Source organism: Nocardiopsis moroccensis (assembly GCF_055763695.1).
In genome coordinates this window covers 2,211,990-2,234,406 of the sequence record NZ_CP199747.1, presented here as the reverse complement: position 1 = coordinate 2,234,406, position 22,417 = coordinate 2,211,990, and the positions used below count along the sequence as shown (strand labels likewise).

Genomic DNA, 22,417 nt, shown 5'->3' with positions numbered 1-22,417 from the left:
GGTCCGAGATTACCAGGAATAGGTGTTCGAGAAGATAAGTTGTGCAAACCATCATTTGCCCGACAAACGATCTCGTATCCTCTGAGGAGAACCCGCCATGCCCGACTACGGCCGCCCCCTGGAGTTCGGCACCTTCGTCACGCCGAGTGCCCAGGACCCCGACGCGGTGGTCGGGCTCGCCGAACTCACCGAGGCGGCCGGGCTGGACCTGGTCACCTTCCAGGACCACCCCTACAACCCCGACTTCCTCGACACCTGGACCCTGCTGAGCTGGGTCGCCGCCCGCACCGAACGCCTCCGCGTCTCCGGCAACGTGCTCAATCTGCCCCTGCGCCCGCCCGCGGTCCTGGCCCGTGCGGCCGCCAGCCTCGACCGTCTCTCCGGCGGCCGCTTCGAACTCGGCCTCGGCGCCGGGGGCTTCCAGGAGGCCGTGCACGCCATGGGCGGCGGCCACCGCACGCCCGGGGAGGCCGTCGACGCGCTCTCCGAGGCCGTCGACCTCATCCGCGCCACCTGGGACACCGACGCCCGGGGCGGGGTGCGCGCCCAGGGGGAGCACTACTCCGCCCACGGCATGCGGCGCGGTCCCGAACCCGCCCACGAGATCGGCATCTGGCTGGGCGCGTACAAACCGCGCATGCTGCGCCTGGTCGGCGCCAAGGCCGACGGCTGGCTGCCCAGCCTCGGCTACCTGCGGGTCGAGGACCTGCCGGAGTCCAACCGGATCATCGACGAGTCCGCGGTACGGGCCGGACGCGATCCCCGCCAGGTCCGCCGCCTGCTCAACCTCAGTGGCGCGGCACTGCTCCCCACCGGCCGCGGCTTCCTCCGCGGCCCCGCCGAGCAGTGGGTCCGGGACCTGCTGCCACTGGCCCTGGAGAACGGGATCAGCACCTTCGTCCTGGGCACGGACGACCCGCGCACCATCCAGGCGTTCGGCCGGGAGGTGGCCCCCGCCCTTCGGGAGGCGGTGGAGAGCGAACGCACCTCGGCCGGGACCCCGACCGGCCCCGTCCGCCCGTCCGCGACCCTGGCCGCCCGCCGCCCCGGCATCGACTACGACGCCCTCCCCGCGGCCCTGCGCGACACCGCGGTCGAACCCGGTGACAGGGGCTACACCGGGCTCCGGCACGGCTACATGCAGCAGGGCAGGCCCGGCCTGGTGCTGCGGCCCGCGGACCCCGGGCAGGTCGCCCAGGCCCTGGCCTACGCCCGTGAACAGGACGTGCCGCTCAACGTGCGCAGCGGCGGACACGGCATCAGCGGCCGGTCCACCAACGACGGCGGCGTCGTCGTCGACCTCGGCCGGATGAACCGGATCGAGGTCCTGGACGCCGGGTCCGGCCGGGTCCGGCTGGGCGCGGGCGCCCGCTGGGGCGACGTCGCCACCACCCTCCACCGGCACGGCCTGGCGATCAGCTCGGGCGACCACGGGGGAGTGGGGGTCGGCGGGATCGCCACCACCGGGGGCCTGGGCTACATGTCCCGGGCCCACGGCCTGACCATCGACCGGCTCACCGCCGCCGAACTGGTCACCGCCGACGGCCGGGTGCTGCGGGTGGACGCCGAGCACCACCCCGAACTCTTCTGGGCGGTGCGCGGAGCGGGCGCCAACTTCGGCGTGCTCACCTCGGTGGAGGCCGTTGCCTCCCCCGTCCGCGACGTCGTCCTCGGCCAGTTCGTCTACGACGCCGCCGACACCGAGGAGTTCCTCCGGTCCTGGGGCGCGACCGCAGAAGCCGCCCCGCGCGAGGTCACCGCGTTCCTGACCATGGGGCCGGGCCACGGCGGGCAGGGTCCCGCGGCCCAGGCGATGGTCGTCCACGCGGGAGACGACACCGACGCCGCCGTCCGGGCCCTGGAACCCTTCCTCCGGGTCGGACCGGTCCTGGACCAGCGCGCCCAGGTCGCCCCCTACCCGGCCGTCCTGGTCGGCCACCAGGGGCCGCACGGCGGAGGCGCGACCCCGGTCTCCCGTTCGGCACTGCTGGAGCACATCACCCCCCGGGCGGCACGGGCCATGGCGCGGACACTCGGTGCGGGTGACGCGTACTTCATGCAGTTGCGCCAGGTCGGCGGCGCGGTCAACGACGTCGCACCGGACGCCACCGCCTACGCCCACCGGTCGGCCAACTTCTCCCTGGCCGCGATGGGGCGCCGCGCCGACCTCCTGGACCGCCGCTGGGCGGAGCTGGGCGAGACCGCCCGCGGGCTCTACCTGAGCTTCGACACGCGCACCGGCCCGCAGGTCCTGGCGCAGGCCTTCCCCGAACCCGCGCTGGGGCGGCTGCGTGAGCTCAAGGCCGAGTACGACCCGGACCACGTCTTCGACCAGAACTTCCCGATCGCCCCCGCGCCCGTCCGTTAGCCGCCAGCGGTCGCGTCGTCCAGGGCGTCCCGGATCTTCGGGGGGAGTTCCACGGCCTCGACCGAGAGGATCTCCTCCAACTGGGAGAGCGTGCGCGGCCCCACCACGGCCGCGGCCACCCCCTCCTGGTCGCGTGCCCAGCTCAGCGCGACCGCCAGCGGGGGCACGCCCAGCCCCTCCGCGGCGGTGCACACCGACTCCACGACCCGGCGGCTGCGGTCGTCCAGGTAGGGCTCCACGTAGGGCGCCATGTGGGGGAAGGCCGCGCGGGAGTCCGCCGGGACGCCCCCGCGGTACTTGGCGCTGAGTACACCGCGCCCCAGCGGCGACCACGCGATCACGTGCGCGCCGTTGGCCGCCGCGGCGGGCAGCAGCGCGTGGTCGGCCCCCCTGTTGAGCAGCGAGTACTCGCTGCCGACGCTCACCAGGGGCACCCGTCCGGCCTGTGCCCGCTGCCAGGTCGCCAACGTGGCGAACTGCCAGGCCTCCAGGTTCCCGGTCCCCACGTAGCGGGCCTTGCCCGAGGCCACGGCCGACTCCATCGCGGTGAGGGTCTCCTCCGGCGGGGTGTGCCGGTCGAACACGTGCAGCTGCCACAGGTCCACGTAGTCCGTCTGCAACCGGCGCAGCGACGCGTCCAGGGCTCCCAGGAGGTGGCGCCGGGAACCGTCCACCCGCCGGTAGCCCTCGGGGGTGTGTCCGCTCTTGGTGGCCACCACCACGTCCTCGCGGCGTACCGCGCCACGGAGCAGGCGGCCCAGGATCCGCTCGCTCTGCCCGCCCGTGTAGATGTCCGCCGTGTCCACGAGCGTCCCGCCCGCGTCGACGAACGCGGTGAGCTGCTGCCCGGCCTCCTCCTCGGAGGTGTCCTTTCCCCAGGTCATCGTGCCGAGAGCGGTCCGAGAGACCCAGAGCCCTGATCTGCCCACCTGTCGCTGTTCCATGCGGCGGAGAGTACCGTGTTCGCCCGGGACAGGCCTTGGGGACACCTTGTCCGCGTACCGTCATCGCAGCTCGGGCAGCAGCCGATCCCCGGCACGGCCCGCCCGAGCCGTCGGAGCGCCGGTTCGGGCTCCGTGCTCCTGGAGGCGGATCCGGCGGGAAAGCCCGTGCCGGGTGTCCGTCTTCGAGGGACCCGGCCCCCTAGGCTGTCCGCATGGCGACACCTGCTGACACCAAGGACACCCCGCCCGCGTCCGGGGCGGTGACCCTCCTGCTCGTCCGGCACGGCATGACCGACGCCACCGGGCCCCGTCTGGCCGGCCGCGCGCCCGGCGTGCACCTCAACGACAACGGGCGCTCCCAGGCCGCGCTCCTGGCCGACAGGCTCGACGGCCTCGCCCCCGCCGCGCTCGTCTCGAGCCCGCTCGAACGCTGTCAGGAGACCGCCGAGACGCTCTCCGAACGACTCGGCGCCCCCGTCACAACCGACGAGCGCTTCGTGGAGTGCGACTACGGCAGCTGGACCGGTCGTTCCCTCGCCGACCTCGCGGCCGAGCCCCTGTGGCGGGTCGTCCAGGACCACCCGAGCGCCGCCCGCTTCCCCGGCGGGGAGGCCCTGGCCGCGGCCTCGGCCCGCGCCGTGGAGGCGGTACGGGACTGGAACGGCCTGTTGCTCCAGCGGGCCGGTGCCGACGCGCCCCCGCCCGTGTACGTGGTGTGCAGCCACGGCGACGTGATCAAGGCGATCGTCGCCGACGCCCTGGGCATGCACCTCGACCTGTTCCAGCGCCTGCGCGTGGACCCCTGTTCGGTCACCTCCATCACCTACACGGCGACCCGTCCCTTCCTCAACAAGCTCAACGACACCGGGGAGCCGCTGGCCGGGACGCTTCCCACGGCGGCGGAGACCAGGGGCGACGCGGCGGTCGGCGGAGGCGCGGGCCAAAGCACCCGAACCGGTTAGGGCGAGCGCCCATCGGACCACACCGACGACTCCTCCAGGAAGGCATCGGTGTGTCCCCGACCGGATCCTGACAGGGTGCCCGTTCCTGCCCTTCGAGGCGGCGGAGTCCGCCTGATGCCGGGCATTGGCGTGGGCGGATCGCACCGTGTCACCTTCATCCCGTAAGGTTCTTGGTATGCCCGTCTTTCAGTTCAATCCGCCGGAACGGTTCGTCGCCGGGACCGTGGGTCAGCCTGGGGACCGTACCTTCTTCCTCCAGGCCGTCGGTGAGGGCCGCATCACCAGCGCAGCCCTGGAGAAGGCCCAGGTGGAGGCCCTGGCCACCCGTATCGAGGAGTTGCTGGAAGAGGTGCACCGCCGGTTCGGGACACCGCCGGACGACGTGGCCCCGCCCGAGGACGACGGCCCGCTGGAACAACCCATCGAACAGGACTTCCGGGTCGGCACGCTCGCCCTGGCCTGGGACGCCGAGGCGGCCCGCGTCATCATCGAGGCCCAGGAGATCGACGAGACCGCCACCGAGGAGATGCTGGAGGACGACGAGGAGGAGCTGGAGGTCTTCGCCGAGGAGGCACCCGCCCACCGCGACGTCCTGCGCGTCTACCTCACCCCCGGGGAGGCGCGCGCCTTCGCCGGACGGGCCCTGAAGGTCGTGTCCGCGGGGCGCCCCGACTGCCCGCTGTGCGGCCGCCCCCTCGATCCGAACGGCCACGTCTGCGCGCGTCAGAACGGCTACCGCCCGGACCGTCTCGTCTGACGGCCGTGGACGACGACACCACCGGCACCCGGCCGGGCGCGGCCGCCGCGGCCCCCGACGTCCAGGACGCCTTCGGCGGGCTCACCCCCGCTGAAGGGCTCGACCTGCTGCGCCGGGGCGAGATCACCGTCGAGGGCCGTCTGACCGCGGCCTCCAACGCCACCCTGTACTGCACGGTCTCGGACGGCAGCCGTTCGGCCGTGTGCGTGTACAAACCGGTGGCGGGGGAACGTCCGCTGTGGGACTTCCCCGACGGCACTCTGGCCGGTCGGGAGGTGTCGGCCTACGCCGTCTCCGAGGCCCTGGGCTGGTCGGTGGTCCCGCCCACCGTCCACCGGGACGGACCCTACGGCGAGGGCATGGTCCAGCTGTGGGTGCACGGCGACACCACCGTCGACCTCGTCGCGCTCTCCCGGGAGAGCGACCACCCCGGGCTGCGGCGGATGGCGGTCCTGGACGCGGTCATCAACAACTCCGACCGCAAGATCGGCCACCTGTTGCCCACCCCCGGGGGGCACCTGTACGGCTGCGACCACGGGGTGTCCTTCGCGGAGGACTACAAGCTGCGCACCGTCCTGTGGCAGTGGCAGGGCCAACCGCTCACCGAGGAGGCACTGGCCGCCCTGTCCGAGGTGCGGGCCCGTCTGCGGGACCCGGACGACCCCCTGTCGGCCGAACTCGCCGGGCACCTCACCGGGCCCGAGGTCCACGCGGTCCGCGCCCGGGTGGACCTGCTCATCCACCACCGTATCCACCCCTATCCGGCCCCGGACTGGCCGTCGGTCCCCTGGCCGCCGGTGTGAGCGCACACGTGCGGGCGGTCCCGGTGTGAGGAGCGTCAACCCCGTCGTGCGTGACTACCGGGGGGTAGGAATGGCGCCGGTGTCTGCTGTACCTGCACAATGGTGCACGTGAGCAATGAGTGGAACTACCTTTTCGACATGGATGGCGTGCTCGTACGCGAAGAGCACCTGATCCCGGGCGCGGACACGCTCATCGCGGAGCTCCGCGAGCAGCGGACCCCCTTCATGGTGTTGACGAACAACTCCATCTACACCCCCCGCGACCTGCGTGCACGGCTGCTCAACACGGGACTGGACATCCCCGAGGAGGCCATCTGGACCTCCGCCCTGGCCACGGCCCAGTTCCTCCAGACCCAGCGCCCCGGCGGGTCGGCCTACGTGGTGGGCGAGTCGGGTCTGACCACCGCCCTGCACAACGTGGGTTACGTGATGACCGAGCGCGACCCGGACTACGTGGTGCTGGGCGAGACCCGCACCTACAGCTTCGAGGCCATCACCCGCGCGATCCGGCTCGTCCGCAACGGGGCCCGCTTCATCGCCACCAACCCCGACCAGACCGGGCCCAGCGCCGAGGGGCCGCTGCCCGCGACCGGTGCCGTCGCCGCGCTGATCGAGAAGGCCACCGGCCGTCGGCCCTACTTCGTGGGCAAGCCGAATCCGCTCATGATGCGTTCGGCGCTGCGCCGGATCGGAGCGCACTCGGAGAACACCCTGATGGTCGGCGACCGGATGGACACCGACGTGCTCAGCGGGCTGGAGGCCGGTCTGCAGACCGTGCTGGTGCTCTCGGGGATCTCCGACAGGGGCACCGCAGACCAGTTCCCCTACCGGCCCACCCGGGTGATCGAGTCGGTGAAGGAACTCGTGGGTGTCACCCAGAACCCCTTCGGCGCCGAGGACTGACCGGGGCCCATCGCGCCCCGGGCACGGCGACGGGGGCGGTGGACCATGTCCACCGCCCCCGTGCTGTCGTCGCTCGGGCCGTTGCCGTCAGGCGCTCTGCCGCTGCTTGGCGATCTCCTCGACCTTCGCCGCTTCCTCGCGGCGACGGGCGCGGAGCAGGGCCAGGCGTTCGGCGAGGACCTCCTCCAGGTCCTCCATGCTGCGGCGTTCCAGCAGCATGTCCCAGTGGGTGCGGACCGGTTTGGTGTTCTTGGGCTCCTCGCCGCTGCCGTCCCGGCGCAGCGCTCGGTCGCCGCAGAAACGGCATTCCCATTCCGCGGGGATCTCGGCCTCGGTCGCGAAGGTGACCGAGAAGCGGTGACCCCGTGTGCAGTCGTAGGTGACTTCCTGCCGGGGAGCCAGGTCGGTGTTGCGGTCGTTCTCGTAGCTCGTCGCCCCGAGCCGGGTGCCGCGAAGTGCTCGCTCGGCCATCGTGTGGGTGCCTCCAGGCGCTTGTGCGGTCTCGCGGGGTGTAACGCGTCGGTCCACGTCAAGATTCCCCGCTGACCTGAGGTCGAACCACTCCGGCGGACTCGGGAGCAGCGCACGCCGCCAGGGCCTGCGACACCGAGCCCTCCGGTGTTTGTGACCTGCACCACTCTAAGGGGTGGGTGTCGCGGGTCCCGGATCCCTGCCCGGGACATCCTCCGCGCCGAGCCCCCACCCGTGCACCCCGACCTCCCAGGTGTGGCCGCGCCGGGTGAGAAGCCGCCCGAACGCGCGCTGCGCCCTCTCGACTTCGTGCACCAACCGGACCCGGCTCGCGCCGGCGGAGGAGTCGCCAGGATGCGTATGTGGGCGCGGTCCGCTCCAAGTTGGGTCGCCCGATTCCCGGTGATGTGGATTTCCCGGGTGTCGCCGCAGTTCAAGATATGTACCCGAGAGATCGGGGCAGAGTTTTCGCGTGTCATCGGGGCCGAGTTCGCGATGTGGTGATTCCTGCGGGAACCCCCTGTGTCGCCGGAGCCCCAGGCCGATCACTGGATTGCATTATCTTGTTCTTTTTCTGACATAGGCGACAGACGAACTTGATGGTATGTTGACTCGCTGTGTGCACAAAAAGATAGGTTGGAGTTAATTCGTCCACCTATTCAGCACGCCTTCGCACGTTGATTACCGGCACCCGTTCGGTGTGCCCTCCAATGTGTGCGAAGAGTGACGACATGTCCGGACGTGGAGCACCATGACTGACAAATCCCCCCGATCCCGCGGAGCGCTGCCACCGAGGCCGGCCGCCCAACGGTGGCTTCTCGTCCTGGCCCCGGTGCTGCCGGCCTGGGGCTGGGCCCTGTGGGCCGCTCACCCGGAAGGGCTGCTGCCGGTCCTGGTCGCCGGAGGCGTCGCCCTCCTGCTGCTCCTGGCCCTGGCGCTTCTCCTCGCGCGCCGGGACCGCCGGATCGCCGAACTCCGGGCACGGGTCGAAGAGGTACGGGCCGAAACCGAGGCCCTCGCCGAGGAGCACCTGCCCCGCCTGGTCGAACGGCTGCGTGACGGCGACTCCGCCGACACCGCCCTGCACCGGATGCCCGCAGTGTCGGATCCCTCGAACGCCGCCGTCCTGCGGGCCGTCGCCACCGGCATCTCCACCGCCGAACGCCGCCGCTCCGCCGCCATGGCCGCCTGTGCCACCGCCGCGGGCCGGGTCCAGGCACTGACCACCACGATGCTCGCCGACCTGCGCCAGATGCAGGAACGCCACGGCGACGGCAGCGCCGGGGCCGACGTCCTCGGCGACCTGATGCACCTGGACCACACCACGGCCCAGACCGGGCGGGTCGCCGACAGCATCGCCATCCTCACCGGAGCGCGTTCGGGACGCAGGTGGGGCCGCGCCATCCCGATGGAGAGCATCCTGCGCGGCGCCATGGGCCGCATCGGCGCCTACCAGAGGGTCCGCACCCACAGCGTCTCCGAACTCGCGGTCGCCGGGTTCGCCGCGGAGGGGGTCATCCACGCGCTGGCCGAGCTCCTCGACAACGCGGCCAAGTTCTCCCCGCCCACCGCCGAGGTCCACGTCCACGTGGAGGAGGTCCAGGCCGGGGTGGCGATCATGGTCGAGGACGGCGGTCTCGTCATGGGAGAGGAGGCGCTGCGCCGGGCCCGCCAGGCGGTGGAGGGCGGACTCGACCTCTCCGCCATCTCCGGTTCACGCCTGGGCCTGGCGGTCGTCGGGCAGATCGCCCACCGCTACGGCCTCGAAGTCTCCTTCCGCTCCTCCTCACGCGGCGGCACGGCCGTGATCCTGCTCCTGCCCCAGCGGCTCATCAAACCGCTGCCCGCCCCCACGGCGCCCCAGCCGGTCGTCGCCCCCGAACCCTCCCCCCGAAAGACGGCGGCAGCTCCCGCCGACTCCGCTCCGGCACCCAGGGCGGAGAACGGCCTGCCGCAGCGCCGCCGGGGCCGGACCCTCGCCGCCGCGGAGCGCAGACAACCCGCCCCCGAAAAACCCAGTCCCCCCGCCTCGGCGAAGGATTTCGGCGCGTTCCGATCCGCGGTGCGCGGCCAGGGGCCGACTGACTCACCGAAGGACACCTGATGGACCTCAACAAGCTGACCTGGCTGCTCGAAGGCCTCCTGGAACACACACCGGGCACCCGGCACGCGCTCGTGCTCTCCCGGGACGGGCTCAAGCTCTGCCACAGCTCGGGCCTGAGCACCGACAGCGCCGACCACCTCGCCGCCATCGCGGCCGGGGTGCAGAGCCTGGCACACAGCGCCTCGGTGGAGTTCGGTGACGGCAGAGGCGGCGTACGCCAGGCGATGGCCGAGTTCTACGGCGGCCTGCTCTTCATCGTCGAGGCCGGCCACGGCACCCACCTCGCCGTTGTCACCAGCGACGATGCGGAACCGGGACTGGTCGGCCACAACATGAACGAGCTGGTCGAACAGATGGGCGAGCACCTGACCACACCGCCCCGGGCCGGGGCCGAGACGGTATGAGCTCACACCGCGGGGAGAGCCCCGACCGGCTCTACGTCATCACCTCGGGGCGCAGCAGCGGGGCCGACGACTCCCTGGACGCGGTGACACTCATCGTCGCCGAGTGCCTCCCGACCCAGGGCATGCAGTCCGAGCACGCCGAGATCCTGCGCCTGTGCGTCAGCCCCATGGCCGTGGTCGAGGTCGCCGCCCACCTGCGCCTGCCCGTGACGGTCGTGCGCATCCTGCTCACCGACCTGATCGACACCGGCCGGGTGACCGCACGTCACCCGGTCCCCGCGCCTTCACCGGCGCACCCGCTCGCCTCACCGGACGTGTTGGAGAAGGTGCTCGTTGCACTCCACAACCTCTGAACCAGCCCCTGAACCCGGCACCCCGCCCGACGGGCCGGCCTCCCCGCTCGCCGACAGCACGGAACAGGCCCTGAAGATCGCCGTCGTCGGCGGTTTCGGGGTCGGCAAGACCACCCTGGTCCGCTCGGTCAGCGAGATCCGTCCGCTGACCACGGAGGAGACCATGACCCGGGCGGGGAACGGGGTCGACGACCTCAGCGGGGTGGAGGGCAAGCGCACCACCACCGTCGCCTTCGACTTCGGCCGCATCACCCTGGACGCCACCTCGGTCCTCTACCTCTTCGGAGCCCCGGGACAGGAGCGCTTCTGGTTCCTGTGGGACCGGCTCTTCACCGGGGCCCTGGGCGCGGTCGTGCTCGTCGACACCCGGCGCCTGGAGGACTCCTTCTACGCCATCGACCGCCTGGAGGCGCAGGGCACCCCGTTCATCGTCGCGCACAACGACTTCGGTGACACCGAACACACCCTGGACGAGGTGCGCTCCGCCCTCGACCTGGACCCCGCCGTCCCGCTCGTGCGGTGCGACGCCCGGGAACGGGAATCGGCCAAGCAGGTCCTCATCGCGCTCGTACACCACGTGCGTTCCCTGATCACGAGGAGGGCCGGATGAGCGGCTGCCCCGTCCAGTTGTACGGCCCCGACTTCCAGTCCGACCCCACCGGACACTTCGAGAGCATGCGTTCGGCCCACGGCCCGGTCGTGCGCGTGCGGCTGGACGGCGACGTCCCCGCCTGGTTGGTGCTGGGGTACCGGGAGCTCCACCACGTGCTGAGCAACCCGAAGATCTTCGGTAGCGACTCCCGCAGGTGGAACGGCTGGGAGGGGGTGCCCTCGGACTGGCCGCTCATGCCTTTGGTGTTCCCGGCACCGAACATTCAGCACGCGGAGGGGGAACAGCACCGGCGGCACGCCCTGGTGATCAACGAGGCCCTGAACGGGGTGGAACCCTACGAGCTGCGCAGGGTGATCACACGGATCGCGGACCGGCTCATCGACTCCTTCTGCGCCTCGGGCGAGACGGACCTGAGATCGCTGTACGCCTATCGGCTCCCGGCCCTGGTCCTGTGCTGGATGTACGGTCTGGACGACGACCAGGGGGACGCGCTCAGCGCCAAGATCACCACCATGCTCGACGCCGAGGCGGACTCCCAACAGGCCTACCTGGAGCTCAGCGCGGCACTCCGGCAGTTGGTGCTGGAACGCCGGGCCAGAGCCGGGGCCGACGTGGTGTCCCGTATGATCTCGCACCCTGCCGGGTACAGCGACGAGGAGCTCGTCGTCGACCTGCTGGCCATTATCGCCGCCGGTCAACAGACCACCGCCGAGTGGATGGGCAACGCGCTGCGGCTGATGCTCACCGACAGCCGTTTCTCCGCCTCGATGGCCGGGGCCCGCAGCAGCGCGGGGGAGGCCCTGTCCCAGGTGCTGTGGGAGGACAGCCCGTGCCAGATCCACGCGGGCCGGTACGCCGTGCACGACGTGGAGCTGGGCGGCCAGTTCATCCGCCAGGGCGACCTGGTGCTCCTCAGCCTGGCCGCCGCCAACCGCGACCCGCGGGTGCGCCCGGATTCGGGGGCCTCCGGGGAACGGGGCAACAAGGCACACCTGTCCTTCTCCCACGGTGAGCACCGGTGCCCCTATCCGGCCCAGGAGATCGCGGAGACCATCGCCACCACGGGGATCGAGGTCCTGTTGGACCGGTTGCCCGACACCGAACTCGCCATTCCGGCCCAAGACCTGCGCTGGCGCCCCTCCCCATGGGTTCGGGGGGTCGCCGTCCTCCCGGTCACCTTCACCCCCACCCTCCCCCAAGGAGTCCACTGATGCCCTGCCCCGTCTCCCACACCGACGGTTCCGACGACATCACGGTCATCCACCCCGTGGTGGACAGCCTGCCCGCCGAGCGTGAGCGCCTCTACCAGGCCGGGCCCGTCGCCCGAGTCCAGCTGCCCGGCGAGGTGACGGCCTGGGCCACCACGCACCACGAAGTCACCAAAGCCACCCTCAACGACCCCCGCCTGGTCAAGGACGCCGAGCACTGGGCCGACTTCCAGGCCGGGCGGATCCCCGAAGGGTGGCCGCTGCTGTTGACCGTCCCCATGGGCACCGAGGACATGCTGGGCCTGGACGGCGCACCGCACAAGAGGCTGCGCAACCACATCGCCAAGCCGTTCTCGGCGCGCCGGGTGGAGCGGCTGCGCCCGAGGATCGAGCAGATCACCGCCGACACGCTCGACCGGTTGGAGCTCAGGGCCGACCAGCCCCTGGACCTGAAGTCGGAGTTCACCTTCCCCATCCCGATCGGGGTCGTCGGCGAGCTCTACGGGATCGACCCGAGCCACTACCCGTACCTCGGCGACCTGTGCAACGCGCTCTTCGACTCCACCAACACCGCGGAGCGGTTCGTGGAGACCTACTCGACCCTCCAGAGCTTCTTCGCTGACGTGGTCGCCGCCAAGAAGGCCGAACCGGGCGACGACATGACCACCGACCTGTTCGGTGAGGGCCCGGACGGAGACCGTCTCAGCGACGGTGAGATCCGGCAGATTCTCCTGAACGTCATCGTGGCCGGGCACGAGACCACCGTGAACCTGCTCAACAGCGCGGTGCGCGCCCTGCTGGCCCACCCCGAGCAGCTCGACCTGGTCAAGAAGGGCGAAATCGGTTGGGACTCAGTGGTCGAGGAGACCCTGCGCTACGACCCGCCCAACATCTCGATGCTGTTCCGCTTCGCCACCGAGGACATCGAGATCGGCGGGGTGACCATCCGCAAGGGCGAGGCCCTGATGACCCACTACGGCGCGGTGACCGTCGACCGGGAGGAGTACGGCGAGGACGTGCACGTGTTCGACCCGGCCCGGACCAGGGGCCGCCACATCTCCTTCGGCTACGGCCCGCACGTGTGCCCGGGCGCGCCTCTGTCCCGTCTGGAGGCGGGCGTCATCCTGCCGATGCTCTTCGAGCGCTTCCCGGACCTGACCCTGGCGGTCGCCGACGAGGAGTTGGAACTCAACCCCTCGCTCCTGGTCAACAGCCTCAAGGAGCTCCCGGTCCTCCTGCGTCCCCGGGGGTAGCACGGGGTTCGCCGCCGGGCCGTCTCCGGGAGGGCCCGGCGGCGCTGTTCCGGGGACCAGGTCACGGGGGGACAGAGGGAATTCAGGAAACCCCCAAAAAAGGTTGAAAGCGGACTATTATCACTAATCCACCCTAAAATCGGCAGTCCGAATGTCGTTCCGAGAGGACGTCAGGACATGCCGAAGTCGGTCGTGACCGCCGCCGCCATCCTGGTCCTTCTCCTGACCGGATGCGACCTGGGCGGAGTCCGCGAACTCGTGCCGTCCGCAGACGAACGGGAGGTCTCCGAACCCGGCGACCAGGGGCAGGAGACCCCCGTCCCCGGGGCGGAGGAGCCGGTCGGCGACCCGGAGCAGACCTCCGGACCCGAGCGGACCTCCGAGCCCGATCCGGGGGAGCCCTCGCCCGATCCCGGTTCCGAACCCGCCCCCGATCCCGGCGCCGGGACCGGGGAGCCGACGGAACCCGGGGGAACGGCCGCGCCGGAGGAGTCCGGGGAGGAGATCCCGGACGAGGCGGCCGAGTACATGGCTGCCCTCGCCGCGAGCGACGATCCCGAGCGGATGCGCGAGGGGCTGACCCTGACCGCGGAGGACTCGACCGCCCACACCTACCTGCGCCACCACGTCCAGCTGTTCAGCGCCTGGGACTCGGCCGGCGACACCCGCCCGAGCGCCACCCTGGAACCCTCCGAGGAGGGCTTCGAGCTGTGCCGACCGGACACCGGTGGGCCCGTGTGCGTCGTCTTCGACCGGTTCACCACGGAGGACGGCCTGATCACCGGTTTCCTCATCGACGGCCAGGACCCCGGCAAGCGCCTGGTCTCCGGCAGCGGTGTCGCCGACAGCTCGGAGGGGGTCGACGTCCACCTGCTGACCGCCTACCAGAGCGTCACCGACGACGCCCTGGTCGTCACCGCCGAGTTCACCACGGTGGACGACGTCGCCCTGGACCTGTTCGGAGCCACCTACACCGCCCCGGACGGCCACGAGCACCGGGCCGAGGAGGCCGTGGGGGAGTACGAGCTGGACGCGGGGACCGCCACCCAGACCGCCCTGTTCTTCAGCGGCCCGGAGGTGGGCGGCGACCTGGCCGTGACCGGCTGCCTGGACGAGTGCTTCGCCACCGTCGACCTGGAGTTCCCTGTCGAGTGAACAGCCGCGTGGTCGGGGGCCTCTTCTGATCCCGGCCGGAACCATCGGATGAGAAGTTCGGTGCCCGGGTGCCGCCACGTGGCACTTCATGCCGTTGCGTCCCACATCATCCGAATCAGGTTGCCATTCTGTGCCGCGTCATGCCGCCTGCTGACGCCCCGGTCCAAAACTGCGGAGCGAAAACGGAGCACACACCGGCCCTCGGTGGTGTCCGATGGCTACCCGTGAGTTGTCTCCCCCAGCGGTGCTGCGGATGGTGTCCTATACCGCCGTACACACCCATGCCGGCTCGCGCCGTGAGGCCTCGGCCATGGCGCACCTGGCCGTACCCGCCGAGGGCATGGGCGCCCCGTGGCGGATGGGTGCCTGCCCTCCAAGCGGAGGACCCTTCCCGGCTCCAGTTGTGGCCCGCCGCGTTTGACTTCGACGGATCCGGTGGTGCCCGTATCGCTCGGAAAGGGGGTGGGCGGGAGACTCTGGCTGTGGGAGAGGGCGCTCTGGCTTTGGATGCCCGGACCCGGAGTGAGGTGTCTCCAGGACGGTGACCCGCATCAGCACGGTTCTCCGACGGATTCGCCAGGGAAGACCGGCTCTGAAACCGTTTCCCTGTACTCCCCTGTATCCTGGGTCTCCAAAGAGAGGGCCGCGGTGGGATGTTCCAAAGAATTAGGGATTACGGTTCCGACTGTCCTTTGAGGGAGTTGAGCCCAAGGGAGAAGGGTGTCCTCGAAGAGATCCTGTCCCGCGACATTCCTGGTTTCGAAGGGCTTCGCCAGCAGGTGCAAACTGCGCGCGTCAGCGGAAACTGGGGTTCAGATTTGCCGAGTATCGATATTGAAGTTCCGGAGACAACTCCACGGTCATCGGTTCGGAATATCATTGCTCCGGTGGATGTGAGCGTCTTGGGTGAGCGCGGAGAATATCTGGGGGAGATCCTGGTGTGGCTGGACGATGGCAGGATATCAGCTGTTGAATACGCCTGGGTCTCTGGCTCTCCCCCGCGTGAACTTCCCGAAGTTCGGCAGTTGAAAATTTCTCCCGACCGGAGGAATCGTGAGATCTTCCCGGGGGAGTGAAACGGGAGACTCGGTGAAGAAGGTTTGGGGGTTATCTTCTCCGAACTTTCTTGGGCGGGGTTGCTCGGTAGAGTTCTTTCTGCGGTCAAGGTTCCCGTGGTGCGCAATGTTCCGTTGTGGATCTGGTGTTTGTCGGGGCCGCCTACCGGCACTCGCCGTGCTTCGAGGTGTGGGTTCAGCGCATTATAATACCAAGGACCTCCGCAACTAATACTGGTTGCGGAGGCCGGTGTGATGACAAGGTTCTGGACTACTTGGTTCCCCGGTCCGGAGCAGCGGTTGAAGGGAAGGCTGCGTCGAGTCTGTCGGCCGCCGTCATGACCGCGTTCGTCAATCGATCGTGTAGGTACATGGGGAGGCCAGTCCCGGTGAGACCGGAAACGCGAAGCACTCTCGCTAAATCCCTGTTCTGATCAGCTGTGCCCTTCCACGAGCTGAGCAGCTCTCGGGCAGCGTACCCGTCCTCGGCACGTAGGACGATTGCCGTCACCGTGTTGGTGAGATCTGTTGTTTCGGCTCCCACACGGTGAAGCAGGTGCAGTGCTGCCAAGCCGAGCCGTGTGGAGAACAGAGGTCGGCTCACATCGAATGCCTGACTGACACTCTCGCTAAGATCATCGACTTCGAGCGAGGCCTGATCCGAGAGTTCCGCTCGACACCACAGGTTCAGGACCGCTCGGAGCGCCTGGTCCCACGGCTCTTGCGCGGCCGAGCCCTCGATGAGCGCCAGGGCGTGCTCGGTTCGGCCTGACAACAGATGGGCGATGATCAGGGTCTGGCGCCCGTCGAAGAGCCGATCCCCGACTCCGCCGTGCCGCTGAGCCTGGTCTGTGGCTTCGTCCCACCGGCCTGCTGAGGTCAGGGCGCGGAGCCCGTCACCGAGCAGGACCGTCCACACCCACCGGTGCAGTTCATCATGATCAGCCTCGGTCGCGGTGAAGCGACCTAGGGGCAGCGTTCGACCGTCGAACACGGTCGCCTGCCCTGTACGCACTCCTTCGTGAAGGGCAGTGAGCATCGTGAAGGCCTGTCCACCATCGCCCGCGCGGATCCGCAAACGGGCCAGGTTCACCACGGGCTCCAGGGCACGTTGGGCCATCGTTGCGTTCAACGGAAGGCGGGCGAGGTAGTGCTCGGCATGCTCCCAACACCAGGTGCGGGCCAACTCCTGCTGTCCGGTGTCGGAGGCGATCAGAGCGGCCCCGTTGTAGACACGCGAGGCCGCGTCCAGCGCCTCTTGCCCGGTCCCCTCGCGGGCCAGAACAGCGTCCTGGCTGATCATGTCGACCCGGTCGGTGAGCCGGTGGCCGGGTGGACGGGGCCGCGGAACGAGAGGAAACCATCGCTCGAGGTTCATACGGGGTCGCCCCAGGCGACCACCAGCGAGGAGCCGCCCCTCGCCATGACGCGCCGCGTCTCGGTCTCCTCAGCAGCCACCGAGCTGTAGGTCAGCGCGAAGTGCAACGGGTCGTTCCGGTGTGCCTCCCAAACGGCGACCTGTTCGGCCATCTGCTCCGCGAGCACGTGTCCGGCTTTGACGTGTCCGATGACGCCGAGCTCGTGACGGCCCGGCTGGTTCTCCACCGGGCGCAGGGTGAGGTAGGCCAGGCCGCGCTCGACCACGGGCACTCCGGCCATGTCGCCCCAGGGCAGACCAGGTGAGACCAGGCCGCTGTCCACAGCAGGTCGGGTGACGGGCATACGCGAGAGCCGGTTGGGCAGGTGGGTGGCCAGCCACAACCACATCGGGTCCAGCGGCTGCCCCTTGCCGAACGTCACCCCCGACCACACGGTGCGGGACGACTCGGCCAGTACCTCATGGACCTGGGCGCGTTCGATGGCCTGGTCCTGGTTGGTCTGGAGCAGCACGGTGGCGTCGGCGTCCAGAGCCAGAACGGTGCGGGGGTCGTCGCCGATCCCGCCGCCGCGCAGCGGCATGAACGTGCACAACTGGCTGTCGGTGCTCGACCAGTGGTCGCCGTCGGCTTCGAAGACGATGGAGCGGGAGACGTCCCCTGCGATACGCACCGGTGCGATGAGCCTCCCGCCCGGGGCGAGCTGGTCCACCCAGGCGCGTGGTACGTCGTGTGAGCCGACCGTGGCGATGATCCGGTCGAAGGGCCCGCCCCCGGGGTGGCCGAGTGCGCCGTCTCCCAGAAGGACCTGCACGTTGGTGCTGCCGTTCTCCTTCAACTGTGCCCGGGCTCCGTCGACCAGGTCGGTGTCGACGTCGATGGTGGTCACCGATCCGGTCGGTCCGACCAGGCGGCCCAGGAGAGCGGCGTTGAACCCGGTGCCGGCGCCGAGTTCGAGGACACGCATACCGGGTTCCAGGGCAGCCTGTTCGAGCATCATCGCGACCACGCCGGGCTGGGAGCCGCAGCTGATCGATGCGCCGTTCTCGTCGTGCTTGATGTGCACGGGCGTGTTGGCGTAGGCCTCTTCCAAGCTGGCGTTGGGGACGAAGGCGTGCCTGGGGACCGATCCGAACGCGTCGGCTACCGCCTCGGTCCGGATCTGGCCGCTCTGGCGCAGTTGGTCGACGAGTTCTTCTCGGAGCCGATCGGCATCGGCCGCAGAAGAGGTGGTGTAGGTGGTGTCGGTCATGACGACTTCTTTCGCGGTCGTGGTCAGGATGTGCTGGTCGCGGTAGGGCAGGCCCCACCGGTTGAAGGCGAAGATCAGGTGGTGGGCGAGCACGGCTCTGAGCCCTCGGGTCAACAGGCCGCGGGTCGACAGGTCCGCCAGTGCTCGGCCGGTCGTGGTGAAGGCTTCTGCCCACGGGGCGAGCGCTCTCAGCGGTTCTCTGGTGTCCCAACCCTTGGGAGCGGTGCGCATGAGGGTGTGCACCTGGGCGCGGAGCCGGTCGTCGGAGGTGAAGAGTTCGGTGGAGGGGCGCAGATCAGCCGCACGTGCCCACACGTCCCCCTGCTCGAACCAGTCCAGGCCCGCCCCGCGCAGCAGGGCGGAGCCGAGGAGGAGCGCGAGTTCACGCCGCCCCAACTCCCGTTCAGGGGCCGCGTGGAGGCGCTCCAGGTAGACCAGGGTGTGGCGGCTGTCGGCCTGGAACAGGTGGTGGGCCAGATCCATGCTCGCCCGACCTCCGAAGGCGTGAACCTCCGGTTCGTAGACGGAGTACACCCAGTCGGATACGGCACCGCCAGAGCGGAGCCTTGCGAGCTCGGTATCGAGAAGAGCTACGGCCCCGGGCCCCGCGCTGTAGCGCAGCCGCCAGTGCGGGCGCTTGCGGATGAACCACCACGGGCCCAGCGCCGCAGATCCCTCCAACGCCCGGTACAGACGCACCGCTACTTCTTCGGCGCTCTCCCAGTCCGACCAGGTGATCAAGACCTGCGTCTGTTGCTCAACCACGGGCACCTCCCGTGGTGTCGCACAGCAAGAACCCCGCCCACCCGGACTCAGGGGCCCGGCCGGTCAGGGTGTGCAGGGCCAGGGCGGTTCCGGCCGCGCCTTCCAAGAGGCCGATGCCGCCGGTGGAGATCAGCTCTGTCGCGACCGTGTGCGCGTCGCCGCCGCCCACTACCGGGGCCAGCAGGTCTTCCGCGCGCCCTGCGCCGGTGGTGTGAGCCAGCAGGGCCAAGCCCGCATATCCATGGCACAGCGAGGCATCGTTGACCAACGGCGAGACCGCAGCGGTGGTGAACACCCGGTGGAGCACAGCCCGGCACCGCTCGGCCCTGGTCGCGTCCCCCAGCGCTTTGGCGGCGAGCAGTTGGGCGTGGGCGACCCCGGCTGCTCCGTAGCACCAGGACGGCCGCTGAGGGCCGACAACTCTCTCTGCTCCGGAGCGCTGGGCGCGGGTGATCCAGTAAGGCCACCATGCCTGGTCCGCATCGTTGTGCTGCCAGACGTCGAGCCAGTCCAGAATGCGGCCCATCGCCCCGGCACACTCCTGAAGGGCGATACCGCGTTGCAGCGCCAGGGCGAGGAGCGCGAGCGGTCCGCAGATGCCATGCGCCATGCCAGTGTTGGCGTGCCCTGCCGGGAAACGCGGATCCACCTTTCCATCGGGCCCAACCCGGGCCCACCAACCGGGCGCCTCCGTGCCGTCCACCGTGAGGGGTTCGGTCAGGGCCGCCAGGTAGGAGACCACCCCTGGCAGGAGCGGGTGGTGTTCGTCGCGGCCCAGGAGCAGGGCGCCGAGCCCGGCCAGACCTCGGATGGTGTCGAACTCCGCCAGCACCGGACGTACCCCGGCCGCCAGGCGTGCCCGCGCGTGCCTCAGCCGGTCGGTGACGATCCGGTCCACGGCCGCATCGAGTCGGGCGAGCTGGGGCCCGAACTCCGGGCGGACGCTCTGCGCCCGGTTCAGGACGTGGGCGAGCGCGGGCGCCCCGTAGAACAGGTGCGCTGCGGGGGAGGCATCCACTCCCTGGGCTACCGCGCACTCCAACCACGCCTGGGCCCGCTCCCACGAACCCTCTCCGGTACGGGCGCGCTCGATGTGCAACAGCGCGACTCCGGCCGCGCCCCGGGCCAGGGACTGGGGCCACCAACGCTCTCCGGCCCAGGCGCGCGCCTGCGCGGGAGTGGCGAGCAGGTCGGAGACACGGGCGGCCACAGCACTCGCCCTGCTGGTGGTGCACGCCTCTCTCATGCGGACCTTCCTCGGCGCAGTTGCAGGACCACTTCGACCGGCCGGCCGCGGCACCACCCCGAGGCGGTGGGGGAGGGGGCTTGGGTGAGCACGGCGCTGCCTTCCTTGTTCAGGTGAGTACGCAACAGGAACAGGCACCCCGGCTCGGACAAATCCAGGCGGAGCCGTTGATCACCCGCACCCAGCTCAACCGCCTCGGGAAGGCGACGCCGCCGCGCCCAGGAGTTCCAGGCCTGGCGCCAGTGCGCCCAGCTAGCACTGGGAGGAGGGAGTTCGGTGGCAGTAATGCGCCAGCAGGCATCGGCGAGGACGAGGTTGCCCAAGCGCAGGCGGGGCAGGAACGGCAGCACGGAGGCGGCCCCCCAGTCGAAACCGGTGAGCACGGTCCTGTTGGCCCGGGGAAGCTCGGCCAGGAACCGGGCCAAAGGCGGGGCGTAGCGCAGGTTCAGCGCATGGGGCACGAACGGCTCGACTCGAGCGTCCAGGGCGTGGGACCACAGGAACAGTTCGCGGCCGTCGTCGCCGAACGCCAGGTCGTCCACCGCCAGGGATCCGTTCTTGCTCCCCGGATATTCACCGATGTGCAAGACGTGTTCCACCAGCTGCGGGGCGTGGGCCACATGAGCGCTCGCAGCCCGTACCGGCGGAAACGAGAGCTGAACCGGCACAGCGCCCACGCTTTGTGCGAATAGGGTCGCCCAGCCGGAGGTGGTGCCGGTGAGGGCGGCGAAACGCCCGGCCATGGTGGCCATGGCACGCGAGGCGCCCAGAACCGCCAGACGGAAGCGGCCGCTCTCCAACGCTCTGATCGACGGTGATTCGATACGCAGGTTCAGCTCGGTGTGCTCTGGTGGGCGCAGCTCGCGTGAGGTGGCCAGCTCCTGCATGAGCTCATCCACGAGGATCTCTCGCTCACCTTCCAGCGCTGCCACCTGGGCTCGTTTGAGCAACCACCGATCGCGCTGCCCCACCCGCTCCCCAGCTGTGGCCTGGTCGGGGGTGCTGTGGCCGCGCGGGAGCCCCAGCCCTCGGGGGGTGATGATTTCGGCCAAGGGCACGAGCCGGTCCCCGTAGCGGTCAGCGAAGCGTTCCCGGTAACCGCGCCAGGCCGGAAGGCCTTCCGGGTGGGGTGAGAGCACACCGAGCAGGTGCGCGGCCTGTTCGGCCGAGCGCGCCACCGAGGAGGGGAGTGTGATTCGGGCATCCACGCGCACGTCCACCCCCAAGGGGTGCGCCGGTGAGAGCTCGTCAACGGCCTCTTGTGTTTTGCGCAGCAGATCCGGATCGGCTCCGCACCGGTTGTGCGCACGGACCAAGGAGTGCACCTGCTCGAGCTGAGAGACCGAGGGGCGGGCCTGGGGCAGGGTGTGGCCGCCCAGTCGGGTGAGGGCACGCAACAGGTATTCGAGCGGGTCCTCGACAGTCAGGGGAGCACACAAGTGGGGGTGCAGGGCCCGCACACTCAGCAGACGGGCGAGCATGTCCTCGGCTTGGTCGGGCGATCCGCTGGGGTGGCTGCTGATGAGGGCCTGTACCAGGGCATCCCAGCTGGTCGGAGTACGTGCTTTGTCCAGAACGAGCCTGACTGGAGGGGACGCGCCGATCCGCACTTCACCCGGGCTGGTACTGGGCCCCGAACGGGCGAACTGCGCCACCGTGAACTCACCGTCCTGCTCGGTGACGGTGTTGTCCGCTGCCAGAAGTAGGCGTTCACGCACCTGGGGCAGCGACACCAGATCCCCGACGACCTGCGCCATCCAGGCTCCGCTGACACGGGCGAGGCGCTGATGATCGGTTCCGAACATTGCTGAGGCAGACTCGGTGAACTCGGCCGGCGCCACCCCGGCGAACAGCCCGAAGGGTGTGGCCCGGTGGCTGATGCGGAGTACGTACCGCAGCAGGGCCGCCGTTGTCTTACGGGCACGCTTGACCGACACGTCCCCTGGTTCTTGGGCGCACAGCGATTCGACACCTTCAGCCAGGGTGGGGGAAGCGTGCGTGATCGCTTCGGTCACCGCGGGCACGGCCCACACCTGGCGCGCCCATCGCCTCCAGGCGGCGGTATCCGTACCGGTCAGGTCCGGGATACCAGGGTCCGCGAAGCTGAGAACACACGTACGCACGTGAGGTTGGCCCATCACCTGCCAACCCGGTGTCATCGCAGTCATGATTCCCGCTTTCCTCGAACGGCGGGCAGGCCGAGACCGGACCCGCCCGCCCGCAACAAAGACCGGTCAGTCCGCCGTGCTGGTGGCGCAGGCGCTGGGGCAGCTGGATCCGCACCCGTCATCGGTGAGGTTGATCAGCGGTGTGGTGTCGCTGTTCTCGATCAGGCGGATGTCCAGAGCGAAGGGGGAAGAGGTCTCCTGTCGGGTTTCCTGTGCAGCCTGCAACGTGGGCTCCTTTGTCGTAAGGGGGTTGGTGC

20 protein-coding genes are annotated in these 22,417 nt (G+C 70.0%); 13 read left to right on the top strand and 7 right to left on the bottom strand.

Annotation, left to right across the window (positions count from 1 at the left end; all coding sequences use genetic code 11):
* Window positions 1–97: 97 nt before the first annotated feature.
* Complete coding sequence (locus ACUKCB_RS09995; RefSeq protein ID WP_473040240.1) at window positions 98–2,368, top strand: LLM class flavin-dependent oxidoreductase; 2,271 nt, start codon at window positions 98–100, stop codon at window positions 2,366–2,368.
* Here the strand turns inward: ACUKCB_RS09995 and ACUKCB_RS09990 are convergent.
* Window positions 2,365–3,312, bottom strand: coding sequence for an aldo/keto reductase (locus ACUKCB_RS09990; protein WP_473040239.1), 948 nt, complete (start codon window positions 3,310–3,312; stop codon window positions 2,365–2,367). The two genes, ACUKCB_RS09995 and ACUKCB_RS09990, sit on opposite strands and share 4 nt — an antisense overlap.
* Window positions 3,313–3,524: 212 nt before the next feature.
* On the opposite strand from ACUKCB_RS09990, the gene ACUKCB_RS09985 reads away from it, so the two are divergent.
* The 4 genes from ACUKCB_RS09985 to ACUKCB_RS09970 all read left to right on the top strand — a co-directional run bounded on the left by ACUKCB_RS09985 (window position 3,525) and on the right by ACUKCB_RS09970 (window position 6,737).
* Window positions 3,525–4,274, top strand: a complete 750-nt coding sequence (locus tag ACUKCB_RS09985) for an MSMEG_4193 family putative phosphomutase (protein ID WP_473040238.1) — start codon at window positions 3,525–3,527, stop codon at window positions 4,272–4,274.
* 175 nt (window positions 4,275–4,449) lie between these two features.
* Window positions 4,450–5,031, top strand: a complete 582-nt coding sequence (locus ACUKCB_RS09980) for a DUF3090 domain-containing protein (RefSeq protein ID WP_473040237.1) — start codon at window positions 4,450–4,452, stop codon at window positions 5,029–5,031.
* Window positions 5,032–5,036: 5 nt separating this feature from the next.
* Window positions 5,037–5,834 carry an SCO1664 family protein gene (locus ACUKCB_RS09975; protein WP_473040236.1) on the top strand — a complete coding sequence of 266 codons (798 nt, stop codon included), beginning with the start codon at window positions 5,037–5,039 and terminating at the stop codon, window positions 5,832–5,834.
* 99 nt (window positions 5,835–5,933) lie between these two features.
* Window positions 5,934–6,737 carry an HAD-IIA family hydrolase gene (locus ACUKCB_RS09970; RefSeq protein ID WP_473040235.1) on the top strand — a complete coding sequence of 268 codons (804 nt, stop codon included), beginning with the start codon at window positions 5,934–5,936 and terminating at the stop codon, window positions 6,735–6,737.
* A gap of 87 nt (window positions 6,738–6,824) precedes the next feature.
* Here the strand turns inward: ACUKCB_RS09970 and ACUKCB_RS09965 are convergent, their stop codons facing one another.
* The gene (locus ACUKCB_RS09965) at window positions 6,825–7,208 is read right to left on the bottom strand and encodes an RNA polymerase-binding protein RbpA (RefSeq protein WP_191271020.1); all 384 of its coding nucleotides are present in this window, start codon (window positions 7,206–7,208) and stop codon (window positions 6,825–6,827) included.
* A 751-nt stretch (window positions 7,209–7,959) separates the two neighbouring features.
* On the opposite strand from ACUKCB_RS09965, the gene ACUKCB_RS09960 reads away from it, so the two are divergent.
* The 8 genes from ACUKCB_RS09960 to ACUKCB_RS09925 all read left to right on the top strand — a co-directional run bounded on the left by ACUKCB_RS09960 (window position 7,960) and on the right by ACUKCB_RS09925 (window position 15,374).
* Window positions 7,960–9,312 (top strand): ATP-binding protein, encoded by a 1,353-nt coding sequence (locus ACUKCB_RS09960; RefSeq protein WP_473040234.1) that lies wholly within the window; start codon window positions 7,960–7,962, stop codon window positions 9,310–9,312.
* A complete protein-coding gene (locus tag ACUKCB_RS09955; RefSeq protein ID WP_473040233.1) occupies window positions 9,312–9,716 on the top strand; it encodes a roadblock/LC7 domain-containing protein in 405 nt (134 codons plus the stop codon). Before ACUKCB_RS09960 ends, ACUKCB_RS09955 begins: the two co-directional genes overlap by 1 nt.
* Window positions 9,713–10,069 (top strand): DUF742 domain-containing protein, encoded by a 357-nt coding sequence (locus tag ACUKCB_RS09950; RefSeq protein WP_473040232.1) that lies wholly within the window; start codon window positions 9,713–9,715, stop codon window positions 10,067–10,069. Before ACUKCB_RS09955 ends, ACUKCB_RS09950 begins: the two co-directional genes overlap by 4 nt.
* Window positions 10,050–10,679, top strand: a complete 630-nt coding sequence (locus ACUKCB_RS09945) for a GTP-binding protein (RefSeq protein WP_473040231.1) — start codon at window positions 10,050–10,052, stop codon at window positions 10,677–10,679. Before ACUKCB_RS09950 ends, ACUKCB_RS09945 begins: the two co-directional genes overlap by 20 nt.
* On the top strand, window positions 10,676–11,893 hold the full coding sequence (locus tag ACUKCB_RS09940) for a cytochrome P450 (protein ID WP_473040230.1): 1,218 nt from the start codon (window positions 10,676–10,678) through the stop codon (window positions 11,891–11,893). The genes ACUKCB_RS09945 and ACUKCB_RS09940 overlap by 4 nt, the downstream gene beginning before the upstream one ends.
* Window positions 11,893–13,143 (top strand): cytochrome P450 family protein, encoded by a 1,251-nt coding sequence (locus tag ACUKCB_RS09935; protein WP_473040229.1) that lies wholly within the window; start codon window positions 11,893–11,895, stop codon window positions 13,141–13,143. The genes ACUKCB_RS09940 and ACUKCB_RS09935 overlap by 1 nt, the downstream gene beginning before the upstream one ends.
* Before the next feature lie 177 nt (window positions 13,144–13,320).
* The gene (locus ACUKCB_RS09930; RefSeq protein WP_473040228.1) at window positions 13,321–14,298 is read left to right on the top strand and encodes a hypothetical protein; all 978 of its coding nucleotides are present in this window, start codon (window positions 13,321–13,323) and stop codon (window positions 14,296–14,298) included.
* Between the two features lie 653 nt (window positions 14,299–14,951).
* On the top strand, window positions 14,952–15,374 hold the full coding sequence (locus tag ACUKCB_RS09925; RefSeq protein ID WP_473040227.1) for a hypothetical protein: 423 nt from the start codon (window positions 14,952–14,954) through the stop codon (window positions 15,372–15,374).
* Window positions 15,375–15,624: 250 nt separating this feature from the next.
* On the opposite strand, the gene ACUKCB_RS09920 is transcribed toward ACUKCB_RS09925, so the two are convergent.
* The 5 genes from ACUKCB_RS09920 to ACUKCB_RS09900 form a co-directional block, all read right to left on the bottom strand.
* Window positions 15,625–16,656 carry a hypothetical protein gene (locus ACUKCB_RS09920; protein ID WP_473040226.1) on the bottom strand — a complete coding sequence of 344 codons (1,032 nt, stop codon included), beginning with the start codon at window positions 16,654–16,656 and terminating at the stop codon, window positions 15,625–15,627.
* Window positions 16,657–16,727: 71 nt separating this feature from the next.
* The gene (gene fxlM, locus ACUKCB_RS09915) at window positions 16,728–18,746 is read right to left on the bottom strand and encodes a methyltransferase, FxLD system (protein ID WP_473040225.1); all 2,019 of its coding nucleotides are present in this window, start codon (window positions 18,744–18,746) and stop codon (window positions 16,728–16,730) included.
* On the bottom strand, window positions 18,739–19,992 hold the full coding sequence (locus ACUKCB_RS09910) for a lanthionine synthetase C family protein (RefSeq protein WP_473040224.1): 1,254 nt from the start codon (window positions 19,990–19,992) through the stop codon (window positions 18,739–18,741). Before ACUKCB_RS09910 ends, fxlM begins: the two co-directional genes overlap by 8 nt.
* Complete coding sequence (locus ACUKCB_RS09905) at window positions 19,989–22,130, bottom strand: lantibiotic dehydratase family protein (protein WP_473040964.1); 2,142 nt, start codon at window positions 22,128–22,130, stop codon at window positions 19,989–19,991. Before ACUKCB_RS09905 ends, ACUKCB_RS09910 begins: the two co-directional genes overlap by 4 nt.
* 96 nt (window positions 22,131–22,226) lie before the next feature.
* Complete coding sequence (locus ACUKCB_RS09900) at window positions 22,227–22,385, bottom strand: FxLD family lanthipeptide (RefSeq protein WP_473040223.1); 159 nt, start codon at window positions 22,383–22,385, stop codon at window positions 22,227–22,229.
* Window positions 22,386–22,417: the final 32 nt, after the last annotated feature.

Coding starts and splice junctions, on each gene's coding strand:
- ACUKCB_RS09995 (WP_473040240.1), top strand. CDS start 98: ATGCCCGACTACGGCCGCCCCCTGGAGTTCGGCACCTTCGTCACGCCG.
- ACUKCB_RS09990 (WP_473040239.1), bottom strand. CDS start 3,312: ATGGAACAGCGACAGGTGGGCAGATCAGGGCTCTGGGTCTCTCGGACC.
- ACUKCB_RS09985 (WP_473040238.1), top strand. CDS start 3,525: ATGGCGACACCTGCTGACACCAAGGACACCCCGCCCGCGTCCGGGGCG.
- ACUKCB_RS09980 (WP_473040237.1), top strand. CDS start 4,450: ATGCCCGTCTTTCAGTTCAATCCGCCGGAACGGTTCGTCGCCGGGACC.
- ACUKCB_RS09970 (WP_473040235.1), top strand. CDS start 5,934: ATGGTGCACGTGAGCAATGAGTGGAACTACCTTTTCGACATGGATGGC.
- ACUKCB_RS09965 (WP_191271020.1), bottom strand. CDS start 7,208: ATGGCCGAGCGAGCACTTCGCGGCACCCGGCTCGGGGCGACGAGCTAC.
- ACUKCB_RS09960 (WP_473040234.1), top strand. CDS start 7,960: ATGACTGACAAATCCCCCCGATCCCGCGGAGCGCTGCCACCGAGGCCG.
- ACUKCB_RS09955 (WP_473040233.1), top strand. CDS start 9,312: ATGGACCTCAACAAGCTGACCTGGCTGCTCGAAGGCCTCCTGGAACAC.
- ACUKCB_RS09950 (WP_473040232.1), top strand. CDS start 9,713: ATGAGCTCACACCGCGGGGAGAGCCCCGACCGGCTCTACGTCATCACC.
- ACUKCB_RS09940 (WP_473040230.1), top strand. CDS start 10,676: ATGAGCGGCTGCCCCGTCCAGTTGTACGGCCCCGACTTCCAGTCCGAC.
- ACUKCB_RS09935 (WP_473040229.1), top strand. CDS start 11,893: ATGCCCTGCCCCGTCTCCCACACCGACGGTTCCGACGACATCACGGTC.
- ACUKCB_RS09930 (WP_473040228.1), top strand. CDS start 13,321: ATGCCGAAGTCGGTCGTGACCGCCGCCGCCATCCTGGTCCTTCTCCTG.
- ACUKCB_RS09925 (WP_473040227.1), top strand. CDS start 14,952: ATGTTCCAAAGAATTAGGGATTACGGTTCCGACTGTCCTTTGAGGGAG.
- ACUKCB_RS09920 (WP_473040226.1), bottom strand. CDS start 16,656: ATGATCAGCCAGGACGCTGTTCTGGCCCGCGAGGGGACCGGGCAAGAG.
- ACUKCB_RS09910 (WP_473040224.1), bottom strand. CDS start 19,992: ATGAGAGAGGCGTGCACCACCAGCAGGGCGAGTGCTGTGGCCGCCCGT.
- ACUKCB_RS09905 (WP_473040964.1), bottom strand. CDS start 22,130: ATGGGCCAACCTCACGTGCGTACGTGTGTTCTCAGCTTCGCGGACCCT.